Genomic DNA, 21,942 nt, shown 5'->3' with positions numbered 1-21,942 from the left:
CGCACGGCCAATTGAGGAGACTTGAATGATCAAACTGGTGACCGTCGTGTGTGAAGCCACGCTTGAGACCACACTCCTGCGCGACTTGGAGACGTTGGGTGCGCGTGGCTACACGGTGACAGAGGCTCGCGGCAAGGGAAGTCGAGGCCGGCGCGACGCCACCTGGGGCCCGCACGCCAACATCCGGATTGAGGTGCTATGCAGTGCGCACATCGCCGTCGCAATCGGCGAGGCACTGCGGGAGCGCTACTACGACAACTACTCGATGGTGATGTTCATCGCCGACGTCGAGGTGCTTCGACCCGAAAAATTCTAGGCCGTCCATTCCATCCAATCAACCAAAGGAGTTCCGATGCGTATCCTCATGCCTGTCGATGGCAGCGAGTACAGCAAATCTTCCGTAGCGTTCGTCGCGTCGCGCACCACCTTGCTAAAAACGCCTACCGAAGTTGAACTGGTCAATATTCAGTATCCCGTGCCCCCACGCGCGGCGCGTGCACTGGGGCGAGAGATGGTGCACTCGTTCCACGAGGCAGAGGCCGCTAAGGCGCTGAGATCCACAGTAGCGACACTAAAACGCGCCGGCGCGAACGCCACGGCACGGTACGTTGTTGGCAACGTCGCGCGGGAGCTGACGTCAATCGTTGCAAACGACCGGGCCGATCTGATCGTGATGGGATCACACGGCGATACAGGGCTGAAAAAGCTGCTGCTAGGCTCGGTGGCTAGCGCGGTGGCGCTCTCGTGCACCAAGCCGCTGCTCATCATGCGCGGGGCCGCAATGAACAAGCGCGATTCACTCAAAGTCGGCATTGCGCTGGATGGTAGCCCCTACGGACTGGCCGTCGCGCGCTTTGTGGCCAGCAACCGCGACCTTTTCGGCGCGTCGCCCTCGGTGAGCCTGATCCACGTCGTTCCTGACCTGACGAAGATCACTGTGCCAGGGTGGATAGAGCGGGAGGTTCCGACCGGCATCAAGCCGGAGCAGGTCAATGCCATGCAAATGGCTGCGTTCGAGAATGTATTCAAGCCGGCCCATGAACTGCTTGCCCGCGTCGGCATCACGGCGGGAGAAGTGCGATTGATCGGGGCAGATCCAGGCGCTTCAATTGCCGCACAGGCCGGCAAAAGCAGATGGGATGTGCTGGCGATGGGCTCACTCGGCTTTGGAACAGCACGGCACACCTTAATGGGCTCGGTTGCATCACGCGTGGCCTCACGTTGCAAGACGGCGCTTCTATTGGTGCGGGAGAAGTAGCGGAATTGGCCCCAACTCATGACCACATGAAGCCAATGCAAAGTTGCGTGGTTACGCCTTGCTTCGGCAAGTGCGCTCCATAGCCTGATGCGATGGCTCCGCAAAAACCATCGACAGGCGCCGGACGTACTGACGGAGCAACATCCCTGACGATGGGTCTTGCCCAATACATCGAGGCAGCCGAGAGCGACAACACGCGCCGAAGCTACGCCTCGGCGATTCGCCACTTTGAAGTCGAGTGGAAAGGTTTGCTGCCATCCACAGCGGACGCCATGGCCCGCTACCTGGCCGACCACGCGGCTACCCTGGCCATCAACACCCTGCGCCAGCGGCTGGCAGCGTTGTCGAGGTGGCACACCGATCAAGGCTTTCCCGATCCCACCAAATCGGCCTTGGTGCGCCAGGTCCTCAAAGGCATTCGCGCTGTCCACAGCGTGCCAGAAAAGCGTGCCCGCCCGCTGGAACTGACCGTGCTTCAGCAGATCGATCAGTGGCTCGATACCGCCATCAGCAATGCGCAGCGGTCCGGCGACCGGCCAGCCGTTCTGCGCCACACGCGCGACCGCAGCCTGATGCTGCTGGGATTTTGGCGTGGGTTCCGCTCCGACGAACTGGTCAATCTGCGTGTGGAGAACATCGAGATCACCACTGGCCAGGGCATGGCCTGCTACCTGGGCCGCAGCAAAGGCGACAGGCAACTGCAGGGCCGTGTCTTCAAATGCACGGCGCTGACCCGCCTGTGTCCCGTGACGGCATTCAATACCTGGATCAGTCTCGCTGGATTGACCGGGGGCCCTGTGTTCCGAAAGATTGACCGCTGGGGTCATGTGGCCGAGGGGAGCTTGCACGTCAACAGCCTGATCCCCTTGCTGCGCAGCCTGTTCGCCGTATCCGGCGTTGCGTCGCCAGAAGAATACAGCAGCCATTCCATGCGCCGCGGCTTTGCCGGATGGGCCCGCGCCAGCGGCTGGGACATCAAGGAGCTGATGGAGTACGTCGGCTGGAAGGATGTCAAATCGGCCATGCGCTACCTGGATGCATCGAGCTCAAGTCTGCAGGCGCGTTTCGAGCAGGGACTGACTGCATTGGCGCAGCAAGCTCAGTTGCTACCGCCACCATTGCTCCTGGTGACTTCGCAAGCGGGCGCTGCACACCCACCCGCCCAAGAAGCAATGCCTGTGGCTGTCCTGCATGTCACGATGACCTTGGCTCGGTTCAGCAAACACTCGCGCGGCCTGGCCCGCTCCCACCGGCTGATCGAGCAGACCTGCTTTGAGCGTTTTGCGATGCAGCGACTGAACAAGGAAGGCACGCTGTACGAGCTCTCGATTCCTCATTTGTCCCGCGACGCACTGGACGAGGTCATCGCCACGCTTTTGGACGATATGTACCGCATCGCCGAAGACAACCAGTGCCTGTTGGAAACCTCGTTTCATGAGCCGGCGACCGATTCGCACTGGGATTGAGGCGATGGGTAGACAAGCATCCAGGCGGGGCAGTCCCCGCCCATGACCACGCTCCATGAGACGGCCTATCCCAGCCTGCGGCCCGATCCGACACCCCGTGAGTTGGCGGAGCTTTACACGCCGTCCGCAGAGGAACAACGCTTGGCTTGCGACATCGGCAAGCGCGCCTTGCTGCGCATGGCGGCGCTGATCCACCTGAAGGTATTTCAGCGTCTGGGATATTTCATCCCACTGACCGAGGTGCCCCAGGTGATTCGAGAGCACATTGCGCTGCAGGCGGGCGTGATTCGGCCACCCTTGATGGCAGACCTCAAGCGCGTAGAGGCCTCGGGCGCTCGCTCGGCGCTTTTCATGGCGTTGCGCCGCCACCTGAATGTGAGGCCGCTGGACCCTGCAGGCCATGACTGGTTGGCCGTCGTGGCGGACGCAGCGGCCGAGACGAAACATGCCGTGGCCGACATCATCAACGTGATGCTGGAGGAGTTGGTCCACCATCGCTATGAATTGCCCGCCTTCTCGACGCTGGACCGGATGGCGTTTCGCGCCCGGGAAAAGAGCAACAACCAGTATTTCTCCGCCATCGCGGGTCAGCTGACCGCACAGACCAGGGCCCTGATCGACGGTTTGCTCAAAACTTCCACGGGCGAGTCGGTGTCTCCCTGGCAGATGCTCAAACGCGAGCCCAAGAGGCCCACCAACAAGGAGACGCGTACCTACATCCAGCACATCCGACGCTTGCAGCACCTGGTAGAGCAGCTTCCAAAACCCGACGTGCCGGTGCCCAAGCTCAAGCAGTTCCGACTCCTGGCGCGTGCCCTCAATGCGACCGAGATGGCCGAGCTCAAGCCACAAAAACGTTATGCGCTGGCGGTAATCTTGATCCGGGCTCAGCATGCCCAGTCTCTGGACGATGCCGCAGACCTGTTCATCCGCCTCATGCAGAACCTGGAGAACAATGCCAGGCAGAAACTGCTGTCGTTCCAGCAGGAGCGCGTCCACAAAACCGACATGCTGGTTGGCCAACTCCGGGACATCCTGGGCGCGTATCAGTTGAAGGGCTCGGACGAACAGCGCGTGCAAGCCATCAGCACGGCCTTGGTGGGCGAGGTGGACGAGTTGCTCAACGAATGCGACCAGCACCTGGCCTACGCCGGACGCAACCACCTACCGTTCCTGCTGCAGCCGTTCAAGATGGTGAGAGCACAGTTGCTCAACTGCATCGACATCGCCTCCCCCAAAGCCAGCAGCGAGGACCTGGTGGTTGAGCGTTTGATTCAGGCCCTTGCCACACTGCGCGACAACCGTGCTGACACCGTGCCCCTGGCCATGCTGGGCCTGAGCGAAGAGAAAGATATTCGCTGGATGTCAGCGCAGTGGAGAAAACTGGTGTTGGTCAAGCCAGTCGGCAAGGGCCGGCCCGAGGCTGTCCACCGCCGGTATTTTGAGCTGGCGGTCATGCATGCGGTCAAGGACGACCTGAAGTCGGGCGACCTCTTCATCAAGTACGGGGAGCGCTACGACGACTACCGCGAGCAGTTGGTCGATGACGAAACCTATGAAAAGGAAGTGGGCGACTATGGTCAGGTTACGGGCATCGAGACAGATCCCAGCGTCTTTGTGTCAAAGCTGAAATCAGCCCTGTCTCAGCGAGCGAAGGAAATCGATGCAAATTTTCCGGAGAACGCCCATGCAGAAATCGTCGATGGACGTCTGATCCTCAGCAAGCCGCCGCGCTCCGACATCGTCGAGGCGGCCGCGCGCATCGACGGCATGATCACCGAAAGGATGAAAGCAGCCAGCATCGTGGACCTCATGATCGACACCGAGCGCTGGTTGGACCTTCACAAGCTGTTTCGCCCACTGGCGGGGACCGACAGCCGCCTTGAGGACTTGCGCATGCGGGTGATCACGACCTTGTTCTGCTATGGCTGCAACCTGGGCCCCGTTCAGACCGCGAAATCGATCAAAGGGCTGAGCCGGCGCCAGATCTCCTGGTTGAACCTGAAATACGTCAGCGAAGACCTTCTGGACAGTGCCATCGTCAAGGTGATCAACGCCTACAACAAGTTTGAACTGCCCGGGTACTGGGGCACGGGCAAACACGCATCGGCCGATGGCACCAAATGGAACCTGTACGAGCAGAACCTGCTGTCTGAGCACCACATCCGCTATGGCGGCTACGGCGGCATCGGCTACTACCATGTCTCCGACAAGTTCATCGCGCTCTTCAGCCACTTCATCTCGTGTGGCACCTATGAGGGCATCCATATCCTCGACGGACTGATGAGCAACGAGTCCGACATCCGGCCCGACACGATCCACGGGGACACACAGGCCCAGAGTTACCCGGTTTTTGCGCTGGCTCACTTGCTTGGCATCCAGCTCATGCCGCGCATCCGGGGCATCCAGGACCTGAAATTCCATCGCCCGGAGTCGAGCGCCGCTTACCAGAACATCAATGCGTTGTTCAGCGACGTGATCGACTGGGCGCTGATTGAACTGCATTTGCCGGCGATGTTGCGAGTGGCTGTGTCCATCAAGACCGGCAAGATAACGCCGTCGGCCATCCTGCGCCGGCTCGGCACTTACAGCCGCAAGAACAAGCTGTACTTTGCGTTCGTCGAACTCGGCAAAGTCATCCGCACCATGTTCCTGCTCAGCTACATCGGCGATGTCGGATTGCGCAAGGTGATCCACGCCGAGACCAATAAGAGCGAGCAGTTCAACGGCTTTGCCGGCTGGTCCTTCTTTGGGGGCGAGGGGATCATTGCCGAGAACATCCGACACGAGCAGCGCAAGGTGATCAAGTACAACCACCTCGTGGCCAACATGATCATCCTGCACAACGTGGTGGGCATGACACGTGTACTGCGAGAGCTTCGCGACGAAGGTACCGAGATCACGCCGGAGATCCTGGGTGGTCTCGCTCCGTTCCGCACGGCACATATCAACCGGTTTGGGGACTACACGCTCGACTTCCGGCGGAAAATCGGGCCGTTGGATTTTGATGTCAGCATATTTCCAATGAAATCATAGAGTTATATCCATTTCTGCTGTCTTTTACATGAATCCCTGCCGACCCTCTTCATGGTTTCGACCACTTGGGTGACGACTTCTCCGCCACGCAGCGCCACGACGGACGCCCCTTGCGCCAATTGATTGGCCTGGCTCGCATTGTCAGCATTCTGCTTGACGGTCGTGGCCAACTGTTCCATGGAAGCCGCAGTCTCCTCCAAGGCGCTGGCCTGTTCTTCGGTGCGCTGGCTCAGGTCTGAATTGCCCTGGGCGATTTGCGCGCTGGCGGTGGCCACGCTGTCGGCATTGCCGCGCACCACGGTCACGATGTTGCTTAATGCAGACTGCATCGCGGCCAGCGCCGCCATCAGCGGGGTGAACTCGTCCCGTGACGCATCCACCACGGGAAGCGTGAAGTCACCGTCGCGCACCCGCTCGGCCACCGCGAGCGACTCGGCGACCCGCCTGCGCAGCACGAGTGCCACATACCAGGTGCTGACCACGAGCGTGACTACCACTGCGATGGACAGTCCGATCAGCCAGTTCAAGGTGATCTGTGACTCGCGCTTGATCTCGGCGACGTCGGCATTGAGTGCCGACTCATAGTAGTTCACCCCATCGTTGAGCTTGCCGAGCAGCTCGTTGCGGACGGGGATGGTCTTGTCGACGAGGAAGGCAAATGCGTCTCCCATCTGCCCCTTCTGAATGAAGTCGATATTGGCTTCCCCTATCTGCCAGAACTTCTCCAGGACAGGCGATATGGCCGCGGAGCGGGCACGTTCTTCAGGGGAGTAGATGGCCTTTTCGTATTCAGCCATCCTCAAGGCAATCTGCTTGCGCTTCTCGGCGACATCGGCTAGGGTGGCCGCGCGCTCTTCAGGCGTGCGCGACAGCATGGCATGGCGCAGCTGCAGCGACGTGCGGGTGATGTCAAGTTCGATGTCTGCAATCCGCTGCATCTGCGGGAAACGGCGCTCCGCGATGTAGTCGGCATCCCTCACCACCACCTGCAGCTCGAGGTAGGCAAAGACAACCACCCCGGCCAGGGACAGTGAAACCAGACCGACTGCCGCGTACAGACGCCTGGCGATTCCAAAAGAAGAAAAAATGCTCATGCAACGCTCCAAGTGTCGTTTTTAAGTTGTTGGGTTGGCTCGCAGTTACCTGCGTAGAGAGCCTAACGACCGAGCAACCAGCGCTTTTGGCGCCTACGCAGTGGATGAAGCAACGGGCCTTCGTTCACACTTTGAAGTGTCTCGGATCGCTGCCATACATTTCGGCACAGTTCATATCAACTTGACCGGTTGAAAAGACTAATAAAAGCCTTTCATTTTCTGGCCTTAATGCCGGATGGTTTCCGCTTGGAATTTCTGCGTCATGGCGGCCCACTTCTGACAACAAATGGGCGTGTGCAAGGAACCTCCATCCGCGCACGTGCAAGCCGAATATTTGGCTTGCACGGAGTCTGGATTTCTTCATGTAGAGACTCCATTGCGGGAAATTCTCTGCTTGCAGCTGTTTTATTTTTGAGAAGATTTCAGCTGCTCATAACAAACTTTTGCTCATCGATCCATTTCGGAAGAATAGGCATTGGGCTCTTTATCTCACCACTTTCAACTCATGGTTGAAATTTCTGATGCGTGCTGAAGCTCCCCCTGTGGATAGGAATATTTGCAATCAACTAAAAGCATCAATTGTCATGTGGTTTGCTAGAATTTTCAAGAACGGCTTTATCGTCATTGTCATTTTCATTGTCAAATAAGCCTTGCCTCAAAGATAAAAAATTTACCTAACTGCATTATCTTTTCTCGTCTCTGAAATGTCGACTGTCCTGAAGGCATTGCTGCATACGCATCAATCAGCTAGCGATTTCCTCATCAGCCGATTTCGGATCAAAGCAATATAAGGGACAATTTCGTCAAAACCTCGGGCTAGGTCTGCATCACCCAAAAATGTTTGAGCAACCTTCGACGACGACTGGATAATAGTGTGTACGGCATTCAAAAGTTCATGGCATGATGTTTCGACAGTCGCATCGGATTGATTGACACGAATATACAAGTTTTTCGCCTGAATTCCGGAGGTGAAATCTTGCATGGAGTTTGTGATCTTTAAACTCCGCAATTGAATCTCCTCTAGAACTTGCAAGAGCGCTTTTGCGTCAACCTTGATTTGTTTGCTCGTGAGCTGTCGAATATCATCTTGCAGATATTTCGTCACAATGAGCAACTCCCGCAGTTGCCTACAAGCATCATGAAACAGTACAAACTCCTTGTCCATTGAGATTGCATCCAGTTCGGTTCGTTAGCTCAAGCAGCGCGCATGACGGGTGTTTCAATATTTAGGTTGACTTTGTGTCAAGAATCGGCAATAGGATGCTGAAGGTCGCACCGCATCCCAATTGCGAATTGGCATGAATGGAGCCCCCATGAGTCTCTATGATGCGGCGCGACTGCGCGAGACCAATGCCGCTTCCTTCAAAGCGAACATCTGAAGTCAGTCTCTGGAAAATCTCGAACATCCGCTTTGCGCCATCAGGATCAAAGCCAATCCCATTGTCGGCGATGCGATAAATGCTATAGTCTCCAACCTGTTCAGCGGAGAAATCAATCTCGATCACATCGCGGATATGTGAATATTTGATCGCATTGTCAATGAGGTTGAGCCACAGTGTTTGCCACAATACCTTGTCAGCAAATGCTCTTGGCAACTGGCCCTGAATGCTCCACCGGATCGCAAGCCCACTGTGCCCAGCACACGACAGATTCATGAGTTCGGTAATGAACTCGTGTTGATCAATATCAACGTATTCGAGAGAGTGATGTCCAACTTGCGAGAAACTAAGCATCCGATCAATCAAGTTGGCCATGTTGGCTGCCGCATGCTGTATTCGGTCTACATAACCTACCGCATTCGCGACGTCTCCAGTCTGCAATGATTCCTTGATGAGGTCGGCAAAACTGCGGACGTGACGCACAGGGCGTTTGAGATCGTGCGAAAGCGCGTGGGCGAACTCGGTCAGACTACGGTTAACCTGCGCCAGTTGTTGATTGCGGAGTTCAAGGTGGTTGTTCAGCGTGGTCATCTGGGCGCGATACAGCGTGACATCCTGGATCGACCAGCAATGCGGCATTTCACCCGCTTGATCGTGGTCAGTGTGAATGCTGTGGCACCGGACCCAGCGAACTTGCTTGTCTTCACCCCACACCCGAAACTCGACATCCACTGGCGCGCCAAACTTCACAGAACGCGCAATTTTTTTGGCCACGTCGCGAGCATCGCCTTTGAAGACAAACTCCCCCATTTCCTCAACAGTCCATTCTTGCTTGTCATCGCGCAGCTGGAACAACGTGCGAGCCTCTCTGGGGAGAACGTAGTGGTTCTCACCAGGGCGGCGATAGACCGTCATGGCGCCAGCCAGCTTCTTGAGCACTTCAAGCTGTGCGACCAGCAGTTGCTTCTCCTTCAGCGGCGTTTTCTCGGTCAAGATGTCCTGTAGAACACAGTAAAACCCGACCACATCATTTTGCTGATCCTTGATCGTCTCAATGCTCACCAAAAGCACTTCCGACGAGTCGGCATTGTTTTTGTCGCTCATATGATTTCTTCGGTCGGCAGAAGGAACCTGCAAGGATTTCTACGGTGTCGCTCATTCGAGTATCTACATCATCGACTGGCTTTGGCCTTGCAATGAGACGGGTTTTCCCTTGTTAAATATTCTGATTTGCCTCGCGAGCACGGCTTTGAGCTAGGGAAGGTCTGCACAACCCCGGCGTTGTCCACGTGATGTGAGACATTGACGACATGAAACAAATGAGCCTTGGCGAGAGCGGGTACGAGCGTAAGACGAAGAGGACGCGCAAGCGCGAGTTCCTCGATGAGATGAACCTGGTGGTGCCGTGGGCCGAGCTGGTGTCGTTGATTGCCCCGCATGCACCTGCCCCTGGAGCTAAAGGCGGTCGCCCGCCGTTTGCGGTCGAGACCATGTTGCGCATCCACTTCCTGCAGCAGTGGTTCAACCTGTCGGACCCGTCGATGGAAGAGGCGCTGTACGACACGCCGATGTTTCGGGAATTCACCGGGCTGGACATGGGCGAGGAGAACCTGCCCGACGAGAGCACCATTCTTCGGTTCCGTCACCTGCTGGAGAAGAACAACCTGAGCATGCAGATGCTGGCCACGGTCAACGCCACGCTCACGGCCAAGGGACTGCTGCTCAAGCAGGGCACGGTGGTCGATGCCACGCTGATAGCCGCGCCCAGTTCGACCAAGAACAGCAGCGGCGAGCGCGACCCCGAGATGCACCAGACGAAGAAGGGCAATCAGTGGCACTTCGGGATGAAGGCGCACATCGGTGTTGATGCCGATTCGGGCTTGGTGCACACCGTGGTGGGTACGGCTGCCAACGTCAACGACGTGACGCAAGCCAGTGCGCTGGTGCATGGCGAAGAAACAGATGTGTTCGCTGACGCGGGATACCAGGGCGTTGCCAAGCGCAAAGAGACTCAAGGCATTGATGTGAACTGGCACGTAGCGCTGCGCCCGGGCAAACGCAAGGTCCTGGACAAGGGCACACCGCTGGGCGCGGTCGTGGACAAGCTCGAACACGTCAAGGCCAGCATCCGGGCTAAGGTGGAACACCCGTTTCGGGTCATCAAGCGCCAGTTCGGCCATGTGAAGGTGCGCTATCGCGGCCTGGCGAAGAACACGGCGCAGTTGCACACGCTGTTCGCATTGAGCAACTTGTGGATGGTGCGCCGAACGCTTTTGCAAGAGGCCCGGGGATGAGTGCGCCCGCAACGGCCCAAGAGGCCGCCAACGGGCCGCAAATCGGCTCTGAAATGACCAGAATCGCGCTGCGTCTGTCGCCATCTAAAACATCGCGCATCAGTGCCCATTGCGGCGGGTGTTGTGCAGACCTTCCCTAGCGTAGGCATGGGCAGACCTTGGGTGTGTTGGCCCGCCAGCGGGTGATCTGCCGCAGAGCAGCGCTCCCCGCGAGCATGTCATTCTTGCGGTAGACGGTCTGGATGCAGCAGCACCCGAGTAGGGTGCCGATGCTGCCGCTTTTGAAGGACTCATCGCAAGCGGTCACACCCGGGCGGGGTGGCGACTTTTTTGCCGTTCACCTGTTGTAGGCGACCGGCATGGTGAGATTCTTGACCACGCACCACATGCTTGCATGTGTTGATCAGGAGAACTTGCTGTGTCGAGGCGCCAAAAGTGATGCGTCTGACGCTAACCTAGTGTCAGAGAACAATTATTATATTTTTCAGTAGCACCAATCTACGCCTACCAGATCGCTTCGCTGGTGATGCTGCTGCCCCTGGCCGCATTGGGCGACCGGCTGGGCTACCGCCGCGTCTACCTGGTGGGCATGCTGCTGTTCGTGCTGTCCTCGGTGGCCGCCATGCTGGCGGATTCGCTGGCCATGCTCACCGCCGCGCGGGCGCTGCAAGGGCTGGGCGCTGCCGGCATCATGAGCGTGAACACCGCGCTCGTGCGCCTGGTCTACCCGAGTTCGCGCCTGGGGCGCGGCATCGCGCTCAATTCGATGGTGGTGGCCACCTCCACCATGGCTGGCCCGGCGGTGGCGGCGGCCATCCTGTCGGTGGCGTCGTGGCCCTGGCTGTTCGCGCTGAACCTGCCGCTGGGCCTGCTCACGCTGTGGATGGGGCGGCGCGCGCTGCCCTACAACCCCACGCGCGCCGAGGCCGCGCCCCAGTTCTCGCTGATCGACGTGGCACTCAACGTGCTCATGTTCACGCTGGTCTTCGTCGGCGCCGATTACCTGGGCGTGCGCAGCGGCGCGGCGCACAGCGCCCCGGTGCTGGGCTGGGCCTTGCTGGCCGCCGGGGTGGTGGTGGGGTTGGCCTACCTGCGCCGCCAGCGGCGGCTGACGGCGCCCCTGTTTCCGCTGGACCTGCTGCGCATTCCGGTGTTCGCGCTGTCCATGGGTTCGTCGCTCGGGGCCTTCTGCGCGCAGATGCTGGCCTTCCTCAGCCTGCCGTTCCTGCTGCTGGAAGTGCAGGGCCGCTCGCACATGGACGCGGGCCTGATCATGACGGCCTGGCCGCTGGCCACCGTGGTCGTGGCGCCGATCGCCGGCCGCCTGATCGGCCGTTACCCCGCGGGCTGGCTGGGCGGCATCGGCATGGTGGTGTTCGCCACCGGCCTGCTGCTGGTGGGCCTGCGGCCCGACCACGCCACCAGCTTCGAGATGGGTTGGCGCCTGGCCTTGTGCGGCGCGGGTTTCGCGCTGTTCCAGTCGCCCAACAACCACACCATCGTGACCACCGCGCCGGTGCATCGCAGCGGCGCGGCCAGCGGCATGCTGGGCACGGCGCGGCTCACGGGGCAGACGCTGGGCGCGGTGATTCTGGCGGCCATCTTCGCAGTCTGGAACCAGCATGACGGCCGGGCCGAAACGATCGCGCTGTGCCTGGCGGCGGGCTGCGCGCTGCTGGCCGGGCTGAGCAGCTCACTTCGTGTGAGAGCCACCCGCTAATCCTTCGGCCAGGGCCCGCACCGACAGCGGTGCGCAGCCCTCGGCCTTGTTGCTGATGGTGACAAAGACGTTCTGGCCGGCGCCCGCGATGCCGGCCATGGTGCGCACCAGCAGCTCGCGCGTGTCCTGGTCCACGTCGTGGAGGCGGTCGTAGGGGCTGTACTCGCGCTGGGCGTCTTCGTAGCCGTAGGCGCCGTGCAGCGGATTGAGGTTCCAGCGGCAGACCATGGGGCCGGGCCAGAGCATGCGCAGCAGGGGCAGCTGCTGCTCCAGGCGGGGCATCTTGGCGTGCAGGCACAAGCACCAGGTGGCGCCGGTTTCACGCAGAACGGCGGCGAGCTCGTGCACGAAGGGTTCATCCAGCCACTGCGGGTCTCGCACCTCCACCGCCAGCACGCCGTCGGGCGCGGTGGGTGCCAGCGGCGGCTGGGCCAGCAGCAGCTTGCGCAGCCGCTGCAGCACCAGCGGCAGGTTGTGCAGCAGGTGCCGGGGCAGGGGGCTGAGCTGGAACACCAGCGCGCCCACCTTGTGGCCCAGGCCCGCGAGCGAGGGCGCCACGAAGTCCTGCGTGGCCAGCGCGGGATCGAGGAAGGCCGGGTTGGGTTGCAGGCCCCGGCCGTCCTCGCCACGCACCAGTGCGTCCGTCACGTGGCTGGGCGCCTTCACGACGAAGCGGAAGTCGTCCGGTACCTGGGCGGCGTAGCGTGCGTACTGGTCTTGTGTGAGGGGGCGGTAGAAGCTGCGGTCCACGCTCACCGAGCGCATCAGCGGGTGCTGGCCGTAGGCGCGCAGGCCTTCCTTGGACAGCAGGGTTTCGGGGTATTCGGTGTCCCACACCAGGCCGGCCCAACCGGGGTAGGTCCAGGACGAGCTGCCCAGCCGCACGCGAGCGGGCAGGGCGGCAGCCAGTGCCTGCAGCACCGGATCGGGCGGCGCGGGATTCACCCGGCCCAGGCTTTTGCGCGCGGCCGGGGCGGGTGAGGGCGCCGAGGGCGCGGGAGGAGGAGGCGGGTCGCCGAAGAGGTCGTCTTGCATGGTGGAAACGGGTCAGGCGCCTACCACAAACAGCGCCCATGGTAGCCCCAACGGCTGTGGCAAACTCGCGCGCTTCTTGTTTTCACATCGACGGTGCATGCAGCAGATCATCCGGCAGATCGCCACAGAAATCAGGGTTGAAGAACGACAGGTGCTGGCGGCGGTCGAGCTGCTGGATGGAGGGGCCACGGTGCCTTTCATCGCGCGCTACCGCAAGGAGGTCACGGGTGGCCTGGACGACATCCAGCTGCGCGAGCTGTCGTACCGCCTGGACTATCTGCGCGAACTCGAGGACCGCCGTGCCTCTGTGCTCAAGAGCATCGACGAACAGGGCAAGCTCACCGACGCGCTGCGAGCCGCCATCGCTGCCGCGCCGACCAAACAGGAACTGGAAGACCTCTACCTGCCGTTCAAGCAGAAGCGCCGCACCAAGGGCCAGATCGCGCGCGAATTCGGCATCGAACCGCTGGCCGACAAGCTGTTCGCCGACCCCACGCTGGACCCAGCGGCTGAAGCCGCCGCGTTCACCCGTCCGCCGGAGGTGCTGGACGATGGCAAGCCTGGCGCTGACTTCTCCACTGTGCCGGCCGTGCTTGACGGTGTGCGCGACATCCTGAGCGAGCGCTGGGCGGAAGACGCCGCCTTGCTGCAGAACCTGCGCGAATGGCTCTGGACCGAAGGCCTGCTCAAGAGCACCCTGGTGAACGGCAAGGACGAAAACGCGCCCGAGGTGGCGAAGTTCCGCGACTATTTCGATTACGACGAGCCGATCGCCCGCGTGCCGTCGCACCGGGCACTGGCCGTGTTCCGCGGCCGCGCGCTGGAGATCCTGGACGCCAAGCTGGTGCTGCCTGAGCCCGAGGTGGTGCCCGCCACGCCGGGCAAGGCCGCGCCGGTGGTGTCGCTGGCCGAAGGCCGCATCGCCCTGCACCTGGGCTGGAGCCACAAGGGCCGCGCCGCCGACGACCTGCTGCGCAAGTGCGTGGCCTGGACCTGGCGCGTCAAGCTCTCGCTCTCCAGCGAGCGCGACCTGTTCGCCCGCCTGCGCGAGAGCGCCGAGGCGGTGGCGATCAAGGTGTTCGCCGACAACCTGCGCGACCTGCTGCTGGCCGCGCCGGCCGGCCCCAAGGTGGTGATGGGCCTGGACCCGGGCATCCGCACCGGCGTGAAGGTGGCGGTGGTCGATGCCACCGGCAAACTCGTCGACACCGCCACGGTGTACCCCCACGAACCCCGGCGCGACTGGGACGGCGCGTTGCACACCCTGGCGCTGCTGGGCCGCAAGCACGGCGTGAACCTGATCGCCATCGGCAACGGCACCGCCAGCCGCGAGACCGACAAGCTCGCCGCCGACCTCATCAAGCTGCTGGAGAAGGCCAACCTGAGCGGCGTGCAGAAGGTCGTGGTCAGCGAGGCGGGCGCCTCGGTCTATTCCGCGAGCGAATTCGCCTCGCAGGAAATGCCCGACGTGGACGTGAGCCTGCGCGGCGCGGCCAGCATCGCGCGCCGCCTGCAGGACCCGCTGGCCGAGCTGGTGAAGATCGACCCCAAGAGCATCGGCGTGGGCCAGTACCAGCACGACGTGAACCAGAGCGAGCTCGCGCGCACCCTCGACGCCGTGGTGGAAGACTGCGTGAACGGCGTGGGCGTGGACCTGAACACCGCCAGCGTGCCGCTGCTCTCGCGCGTCTCCGGCCTTTCGGGCAGCGTGGCCAAGGCCGTGGTGCGCTGGCGCGAGACGCATGGCGCGTTCAAGAGCCGCCAGCAGCTGATGGACGTGGCCGGCCTGGGCGCCAAGACCTTCGAGCAGAGCGCGGGTTTCCTGCGCATCCGGGGCGGCGAGAACCCGCTGGACATGACCGGCGTGCACCCAGAGACCTACGCCGTGGTTGAGCAGATCATGGAGAAGACCGGCAAGCCGGTGGCCGAGCTGATGGGCCGCGCCGACATGCTCAAGACGCTGCGTCCCGAGCTGTTCGCCAACGAGCGCTTCGGTGTCATCACGGTCAAGGACATCCTGGGCGAGCTGGAAAAGCCCGGCCGCGACCCGCGCCCGGACTTCCAGGTGGCCCGCTTCAACGAAGGCGTGGACGACATCAGCGACCTGCGCGAGGGCATGGTCCTGGAAGGCACGGTGAGCAACGTGGCCCAGTTCGGCGCTTTCGTGGACCTCGGCGTGCACCAGGACGGCCTGGTGCATGTGAGCCAGCTGTCGCACAAGTTCGTGAACGACGCGCGCGAGATCGTCAAGACCGGCGACATCGTCAAGGTCAAGGTGATGGAGGTGGACGTGGCGCGCAAGCGCATCGGCCTGTCCATGAAACTCGACGCCGCGCCGGCCCGGCGCGATGGGCCGCGCGACAACCGCTTCGAAGCCTCGCGCGGCCACGGCCGCTCCAGCGGCCCGGTCTCGCCACCGGCGCCATCGGCCATGGCCTCGGCCTTCGCCAAGCTGAAAAAAGGCGCCTGAGCCCGCGCCGGGGCCCGGTCGGGCAGGGGCGACAGACTTGAGGCCCACCGGCCTCAAGTCTTCGGTTGAGTCGCCGATAAGGAGGGAAATCGGAAATCCTTCTGCACGCACGGCCTTCACCACCACCCCATGGAACTCGAAGCCCTCCTGAACTACCCGCGCGCATTGCCCGCGATGTCGCGCACCGTCTCGGACCTGCTGGCCGAGATGAACAAGGAAGACCCCAGCCCCAAACGCGTCGCCAGCCTGGTGGCGCACGATCCCGCGCTCACCACCCGCGTGCTGCGCCTGTCGAATTCGGCCTTCTTCCGCGTCAGCCGCCAGATCGGCAGCGCCGAGGAGGCCGTGGCCCTGCTGGGCATGACCCATGTGCGTTCGCTGGTGATGGCCGCGGCGCTGGGCTCAAGCTTCAAGAACGTGCCGGGCGTGGACATGGTCCAGTTCTGGCGCTACAGCCTGCGGGTGGCCGACATCTCGCGCTCGCTCTCCAGCCTGCTGCGCCAGAACGAGGGCAATGCCTTCACCGCCGGTCTGGTGCACGCCATCGGCGACCTGATCATGCACATCGCGATGCCTGACCTGATCGGCCCCATCGACATGGGCACGCCGCCGCTGGACCTGCGCCGCGCCGAGGTGGAGCGCTCGGTGCTGGGCTATACCTACGCCGAGGTCGGCGCAGGCATGGCCGAGAAGTGGCAGTTCCCCACCACCATCGTCTCCGCGCTCAGGCACCAGACCGCGCCGTTCGATGGCGAGGTGTACGACGCGCTCGGTGGCGTGCTTCACCTGGCGTCCTGGCGCGCCCGCGCCGAGGAAATCCAGCTCGACGAAGCCGGCCTGGTGGCCACCTTCCCCGACATGATCGGCCTCACGCTGGGCCTGGACCTGGACAGCGTGCTGGGCAAGGATCCCACGGAATGGTCATTCAGCCAGGCCCTCAGCGCCTTCATTGACTGAAAAGTTCTAAAGTGCGTCGCCTTTGCGACGATGACACAGGGACAACTTTCTTGCAGTCACGTCTCAGCAAAGGCAGGTCACCATGCAACTCGAAAAGCTCCTCAAGCAACCGAATGCACTCCCGTCTGCGCCCAAGGTCGTGCGCAAGCTGATCGAGACCTTCGACAAGGAAGATGTCGACGCCATGCTGGCGGCCTCGCTGATCGAAGACGATCCGGTGCTGACCGCCAAGCTGCTCAAGACCGCCAACTCCGCCTTCTTCGGCCTGCACCGCTCGGTGAGCAATGCCCGCGACGCGATCAATGTGCTGGGCCTCATCAAGGTGCGCGCGCTGGTGATTGCGGCTTCGCTCGGCGAGGGTTTCCACACCGTGGGGGGCGTCAACCTCAACCAGTTCTGGCGCTACAGCCTCAACACCGCCAATCTTTCGCGCTACATCGCGCTGCCGATCAAGATGGACGAGAACACCGCGTTCACGGCCGGCCTGATCCACGGCATCGGTGAGCTCGTCATGCACGTGGGCATGCCCGAGGCCATGATCGATCTCGACCGCAGCGTGCCCATGCTCGACCTCAAGCGCGCCAAGGCCGAACGCGGCCTGTTCGGCTACAGCTACGCCGAGGTGGGGGCCGCGCTGGCCCGCGAATGGCACTTCCCCAAGCGCATGATCAACGCGATCCTGCACCAGACCGCGCCGTTCGACAACGACGTGTACGAGCCCATCGCCGGCGTGATCCACATCGGTTCTTGGCGCGCTCGCGCGGAAGAGCAGCAGATGCGTTCGGAGCTGCTGATCAACACCTACCCGGACCCGGTGGGCCTGGTGCTCGGCATCGACCCCGACACCGTGGTGGCCGAAGAGATCCCGTCGATCTCGCGCCACTCGGAAGTCACCGAGGCGTCCGAGCCGAACTGATCTTTTTGAACCTAAGGGGCTGCGCGACAATCGCAGCCCTATGTCCGCGCTCCGTTTCTACGCCGGCCCCACGGCCCGGCGGCACATCGAACAACACGGCCTGCGTCCCCACGACGTCGGCATCATCCCCGCCGCAGCGGGCGGCCCCAAGGGCCTGATCCTCGGCCCCATCGACCGCTTCCTGTTCGGGGAGTGGCTGCCGCGCAGCCAGCAGCCTGTGCACCTCGTCGGTGCGTCCATCGGCGCCTGGCGCATGGCCACGGCCTGCCTGGGCAACCCCGTGGACGCCTTCGAGCGACTCGAACGCGACTACATCGCCCAGCACTACGAGCTGCCGCCCGGGCAGAAGCGAGCCACGGCCAGCCAGATCAGCCAGCGCTTCGGCGAGAACCTGCAGCTGTTCTACGGCGGCCGGGTGGAGGAAGCGCTGCACCACCCCCGGTACCGTTTGCACATCGTCACCTCGCGCGGGCGGTTGCTGCTGCGGCACGAGGGCCACCTGCGCACGCCGCTGGGCTACCTGGGCGCCTTCACCGCCAACGCCTTGCACCGCAAGGCCCTGGGCGCGTGGCTGGAGAGGGTGGTGTTCTCGTCCGTGCCCGAGGGTTCGGGCGGCGTGAGTCCGCTGCCGTTCGGCACGCTCGATTACCGCACGCGGCAGGTGCCGATGTTCGCCGACAACTTCATGGACGCGCTGCAGGCGAGCTGCTCGATCCCGTTCATGCTGCGCCCAGTGCGCAACATCGCGGGCGCGCCACCCGGCACCTACTGGGATGGTGGTCTCACCGACTACCACCTGCACCTGCAGTACCAGCCGCCGGCGGCGTCGCCCATCGTGCTGTACCCCCACTTCCAGAAGGCGGTGGTACCGGGATGGCTCGACAAGGCCTGGAAAGGCCGGCACCGCAGCAGCCCGGCGCTGGACGCGATGCTGGTGATCGCCCCCGATCCCGACTGGGTGAAACAGCTGCCCAACGGCAAGCTGCCCGACCGGGACGACTTCAGCCGCTACGGGCAGGACCTGCCGGCGCGCATGAAAGCCTGGAACGGCGCCACCGGTGCGGCCCGCCAGTTGGCCGACGAGTTCGCCGAGTGGGTGGAGAAGCCCGACCTCTCGCGCATCGACCCGCTCTAGGGAGCGCGGGATAATCCCCCCATGCCTGCCTATCTCACCGCCGCCCTGTACCAGTTCGTCGACCTGCCGGACCACGCCGACCTGCGCGAGCCGCTGCTGGCGTGCTGCGAGGCCCATGGCGTCAAGGGCACGCTGCTGCTGGCGCGCGAGGGCATCAACGGCACCATCGCGGGGCCGGAAGAAGGTGTGCTGGCGGTGCTCGCCCACCTGCGCGCCGACCCGCGCCTGGCGCAACTGCCACACAAGACCTCGTGGAGCGACCACCCGCCGTTCCACCGCATGAAGGTGCGGCTGAAGAAGGAGATCGTCACGCTGCGCGTGCCCGGGCTGGACCCGAACCAGACCGTGGGCCAGTACGTGAAGCCGCAGGACTGGAACGCCTTGCTGGCCGACCCGGACGTGGTGCTGATCGATACGCGCAACGACTACGAGGTGGCGATCGGCACCTTCCAGGGCGCGATCAACCCGAACATCAGGACCTTCACCGAATTGCCGGCCTGGCTGGACGCACAACCGGCCTTGCAGGCCGAAGGCCGCAAGCCCAAGGTGGCCATGTTCTGCACCGGCGGCATCCGCTGCGAGAAGTCGACCGCGCTCATGAAGATGCGCGGCTTCGACGAGGTCTACCACCTGGAAGGCGGCATCCTCAAGTACCTGGAAGAGGTGCCACCTGAGCAAAGCACCTGGCAGGGCGACTGTTTCGTGTTCGACGAACGCGTGAGCGTGGGCCACGGCCTGGTGCCCGGGCCACACGAGCTCTGCCGCTCGTGCCGCTGGCCGCTGAGCGCCGAGGACAAGGCCTCACCGCATTACGTCAGGGGCGTGAGCTGCGCGCATTGCCACGACCAGCGCAGCCCGGAAGAAAAGGCGCGCCTGGCCGAGCGCCAGCGCCAGGTGGAACTGGCCGAAGCGCGCGGCGAGGTGCACGTGGGCGCGCGCATGCCCGAAGGCTGATCACATCGACGCCTGGAGCATGGCGCGGTAGTCGTCCGCGCTGGCCAGGCGCGGGTTGGTCTTGTGGCAGTGGTCGGCCAGCGCGCCTTCGATCACGCGGTCGAACAGGTCGGGCGTGACGCCCATGGCCGCCAAGCCACTGGGCAGGCCCAGGCGAGCGCTCATGTCCTTGACGGCCTCGGGCACGTCGCTGCCGCTGGCGAGACCCATGGCGTGGGCCATGCGTTGCAGGCGGTGGTCCTTCTTCATCGACTCGGCTTCGGCGTTGAAACGGATGACGGCGGGCAGGAACACCGCGTTGAGCGTGCCGTGGTGCAGGCGAGGGTTCACGCCGCCCAGGCTGTGGCTGAGCGAATGCACACAGCCCAGCCCCTTCTGGAACGCCATCGCGCCCTGCATGGACGCGCTCATCATGTTCAGGCGGGCCTCTCGGTCCTGGCCATCTTTGGTGGCGCGCTCGATGTGCGCCCAGCCGCGCTGCAGGCCGTCGAGGCCTATGCCATCGGCCGGTGGGTTGAAGGGGGGCGCCATGAAGGTCTCCATGCAGTGGGCGATGGCGTCCATGCCCGTGGCGGCGGTGAGCATGGGCGGCAGGCCCAGCGTGAGCTCTGGGTCGAGCAGGGCGGTCCTGGGCACCAGGTGCCAGCTGTGGAAGCCCAGCTTGCGGCCGTCGTCCACGATCACGATGGCGCCGCGCGCCACTTCGCTGCCGGTGCCGGCGGTGGTGGGCACGGCGATCAGCGGCGGCACGCGGTCGGTGATCTTCGGTGAACCGCCTTCGATGGTGGCGTAGGTCTTGAGCGGGCCTTCGTGCGTGGACGCGATGGCCACGCCCTTGGCGCAGTCGATGGCGCTGCCGCCGCCGAGCGCGATCAGGCCGTCGCAGCCGGCTTGCCGGTAGACCTCGACGGCGGCGCGCACGGCCGCTTCGGTCGGGTTGGATGGCGTCTGATCGAACACCGCTGGCTGCAAGCCGGGCAGGGCCGCCAGGGTCCTGTCGAGCAGGCCCGCGGCCTTCACGCCCGCGTCGGTGACGATGAGTGGGCGGGCGATGCCGATGCGCTCACACTCCGCTTTCAACTGCGCGAGGGCGCCGAAATCGATCAGGATGTTGGTGACGTAAAGAATCTGGGCCATGTGGGTCTGTCTCCGTGGTGCGAAGAAAACTATACGGTTGACCCGGGGCCTTGCCTATGGCGCGCTGCCCGCGCGGGTCGCGCAAAAGACAGCCACAATCGCATGCCATGTCGAATGCACCCGATCCCCGCGACCTGCTCACGCCCATGATGCGTGGGGTGCTCGACCGCATCGCCCGCGCCGGGCACCCGCCGCTGCATGCGCTTCCCCCCGACAAGGCCAAGGCGGCCTACGAGGCCGGTGCCGGCGTGCTGGAGGTGCCCTCGCACCCCATGGCCCGTGTGGAAGACCTGCGCATCCCCGCACGCGATGGTGTCGACCTGCCGGCGCGCCTCTTCGCGCCCGAGTCAGGGAGCCCGCTGCCGGTGCTGCTGTACTTTCACGGCGGAGGCTTCACGGTGGGCAGTGTCACCACCCACGGGCCGCTGTGCCGCCAGCTGGCCCATCTCGCGGGCTGTGCCGTGCTCTCGGTGGACTACCGGCTCGCGCCCGAGGCGAAATTTCCGACCGCGGTGCACGATGCCTGGGACAGCCTGGCCTGGCTGCGTGAACACGCCAGCGCACTCGGACTGGATGGCAGGCGCATCGCGGTCGGTGGCGACAGCGCGGGTGGAACCCTGGCCGCGGTGACGGCGATCGCCGCGCGCGATGCGGGCTGGCCGCTGGCCTTGCAATGCCTGTTCTACCCCGGTTGCGCGGGCCACCAGGACACGGCCAGCCACAAGACCTTCGCCCAGGGTTTCCTGCTCGAAGAAGCGGACATCCGCTATTTTTTCGGCCACTACCTGCGCGACGCGGCCGACCGGGACGACTGGCGCTTTGCCCCGCTGGACGGGGTCGACGAAAGCGGTCACCCGCGCGATCTCGACGACGTGGCGCCGGCCTGGATCGGCCTGGCCGAATGCGACCCCCTCACCGACGAGGGCGTGATGTACGCCGACCGCCTGCGCCATGCCGGCGTGGCGGTGGACCTGGAGATCTACGCCGGCGTGGTTCACGGCTTCATCAACTTCGGTCGCGCCATTCCCCAGGCCAGGACCGCCCACCAACACGCGGCCCTGGCGCTGCGCAACGCTTTTGGAGCCGCTTGA

General features: G+C 63.2%; 17 protein-coding genes and 1 pseudogene. 12 read left to right on the top strand and 6 right to left on the bottom strand.

The genetic code is table 11. The annotated features are described in order from the left end of the window. Window positions 1–25 precede the first annotated feature (25 nt). The 4 genes from ACODTB_RS19820 to ACODTB_RS19805 all read left to right on the top strand — a co-directional run bounded on the left by ACODTB_RS19820 (window position 26) and on the right by ACODTB_RS19805 (window position 5,760). Window positions 26–316, top strand: coding sequence for a P-II family nitrogen regulator (locus ACODTB_RS19820; RefSeq protein WP_210931548.1), 291 nt, complete (start codon window positions 26–28; stop codon window positions 314–316). Between the two features lie 36 nt (window positions 317–352). Then, window positions 353–1,258 (top strand): universal stress protein, encoded by a 906-nt coding sequence (locus ACODTB_RS19815; protein ID WP_382157903.1) that lies wholly within the window; start codon window positions 353–355, stop codon window positions 1,256–1,258. Between the two features lie 152 nt (window positions 1,259–1,410). Continuing rightward, the gene (locus tag ACODTB_RS19810; RefSeq protein WP_488929674.1) at window positions 1,411–2,724 is read left to right on the top strand and encodes a site-specific integrase; all 1,314 of its coding nucleotides are present in this window, start codon (window positions 1,411–1,413) and stop codon (window positions 2,722–2,724) included. A gap of 42 nt (window positions 2,725–2,766) precedes the next feature. Beyond that, window positions 2,767–5,760: a Tn3 family transposase gene (locus ACODTB_RS19805; RefSeq protein ID WP_488929673.1), complete on the top strand. Its 2,994-nt coding sequence runs from the start codon at window positions 2,767–2,769 to the stop codon at window positions 5,758–5,760. 2 nt (window positions 5,761–5,762) lie between these two features. Here the strand turns inward: ACODTB_RS19805 and ACODTB_RS19800 are convergent, their stop codons facing one another. The 4 genes from ACODTB_RS19800 to ACODTB_RS19785 all read right to left on the bottom strand — a co-directional run bounded on the left by ACODTB_RS19800 (window position 5,763) and on the right by ACODTB_RS19785 (window position 9,337). Continuing rightward, on the bottom strand, window positions 5,763–6,854 hold the full coding sequence (locus ACODTB_RS19800) for an MCP four helix bundle domain-containing protein (protein ID WP_488929672.1): 1,092 nt from the start codon (window positions 6,852–6,854) through the stop codon (window positions 5,763–5,765). Between the two features lie 124 nt (window positions 6,855–6,978). Next, window positions 6,979–7,218 (bottom strand): hypothetical protein, encoded by a 240-nt coding sequence (locus ACODTB_RS19795; protein WP_488929671.1) that lies wholly within the window; start codon window positions 7,216–7,218, stop codon window positions 6,979–6,981. 375 nt (window positions 7,219–7,593) lie between these two features. After that, window positions 7,594–8,019 carry a hypothetical protein gene (locus ACODTB_RS19790; RefSeq protein WP_488929670.1) on the bottom strand — a complete coding sequence of 142 codons (426 nt, stop codon included), beginning with the start codon at window positions 8,017–8,019 and terminating at the stop codon, window positions 7,594–7,596. A 61-nt stretch (window positions 8,020–8,080) separates the two neighbouring features. Next, window positions 8,081–9,337, bottom strand: coding sequence for a PAS domain-containing sensor histidine kinase (locus ACODTB_RS19785; protein ID WP_488929669.1), 1,257 nt, complete (start codon window positions 9,335–9,337; stop codon window positions 8,081–8,083). Between the two features lie 206 nt (window positions 9,338–9,543). On the opposite strand from ACODTB_RS19785, the gene ACODTB_RS19780 reads away from it, so the two are divergent. Beyond that, the gene (locus tag ACODTB_RS19780; RefSeq protein WP_159607470.1) at window positions 9,544–10,527 is read left to right on the top strand and encodes an IS5 family transposase; all 984 of its coding nucleotides are present in this window, start codon (window positions 9,544–9,546) and stop codon (window positions 10,525–10,527) included. Between the two features lie 496 nt (window positions 10,528–11,023). Continuing rightward, window positions 11,024–12,247 (top strand): annotated as a pseudogene (locus ACODTB_RS19775) (MFS transporter); the annotation flags it as partial. Here the strand turns inward: ACODTB_RS19775 and ACODTB_RS19770 are convergent. Then, window positions 12,221–13,282, bottom strand: coding sequence for a DUF72 domain-containing protein (locus ACODTB_RS19770; protein ID WP_291119471.1), 1,062 nt, complete (start codon window positions 13,280–13,282; stop codon window positions 12,221–12,223). The pseudogene ACODTB_RS19775 and the gene ACODTB_RS19770 sit on opposite strands and share 27 nt — an antisense overlap. A gap of 97 nt (window positions 13,283–13,379) precedes the next feature. Here ACODTB_RS19770 and ACODTB_RS19765 point away from each other — a divergent pair, with 97 nt between their 5' ends. From ACODTB_RS19765 to trhO, 5 genes are all read left to right on the top strand, one after another. Further along, the gene (locus tag ACODTB_RS19765; RefSeq protein ID WP_291119473.1) at window positions 13,380–15,752 is read left to right on the top strand and encodes a Tex family protein; all 2,373 of its coding nucleotides are present in this window, start codon (window positions 13,380–13,382) and stop codon (window positions 15,750–15,752) included. Window positions 15,753–15,881: 129 nt separating this feature from the next. Then, a complete protein-coding gene (locus ACODTB_RS19760; RefSeq protein WP_291119476.1) occupies window positions 15,882–16,709 on the top strand; it encodes an HDOD domain-containing protein in 828 nt (275 codons plus the stop codon). Between the two features lie 82 nt (window positions 16,710–16,791). Then, window positions 16,792–17,625, top strand: a complete 834-nt coding sequence (locus ACODTB_RS19755) for an HDOD domain-containing protein (RefSeq protein ID WP_291119479.1) — start codon at window positions 16,792–16,794, stop codon at window positions 17,623–17,625. Between the two features lie 40 nt (window positions 17,626–17,665). Next, complete coding sequence (locus tag ACODTB_RS19750) at window positions 17,666–18,760, top strand: patatin-like phospholipase family protein (protein WP_291119482.1); 1,095 nt, start codon at window positions 17,666–17,668, stop codon at window positions 18,758–18,760. Between the two features lie 21 nt (window positions 18,761–18,781). Further along, window positions 18,782–19,714, top strand: coding sequence for an oxygen-dependent tRNA uridine(34) hydroxylase TrhO (gene trhO, locus ACODTB_RS19745; protein ID WP_291119485.1), 933 nt, complete (start codon window positions 18,782–18,784; stop codon window positions 19,712–19,714). Here trhO and ACODTB_RS19740 read toward each other — a convergent pair whose 3' ends face one another. After that, window positions 19,715–20,851 (bottom strand): iron-containing alcohol dehydrogenase, encoded by a 1,137-nt coding sequence (locus ACODTB_RS19740; RefSeq protein ID WP_291119488.1) that lies wholly within the window; start codon window positions 20,849–20,851, stop codon window positions 19,715–19,717. A 107-nt stretch (window positions 20,852–20,958) separates the two neighbouring features. Here ACODTB_RS19740 and ACODTB_RS19735 point away from each other — a divergent pair, with 107 nt between their 5' ends. Further along, the gene (locus ACODTB_RS19735; protein ID WP_291119491.1) at window positions 20,959–21,942 is read left to right on the top strand and encodes an alpha/beta hydrolase; all 984 of its coding nucleotides are present in this window, start codon (window positions 20,959–20,961) and stop codon (window positions 21,940–21,942) included.

This window comes from Hydrogenophaga sp. FG152 (assembly GCF_057809615.1).
Note: the sequence above shows the minus strand (reverse complement) of the source record. Positions and strands in the feature narration are given on the sequence as shown.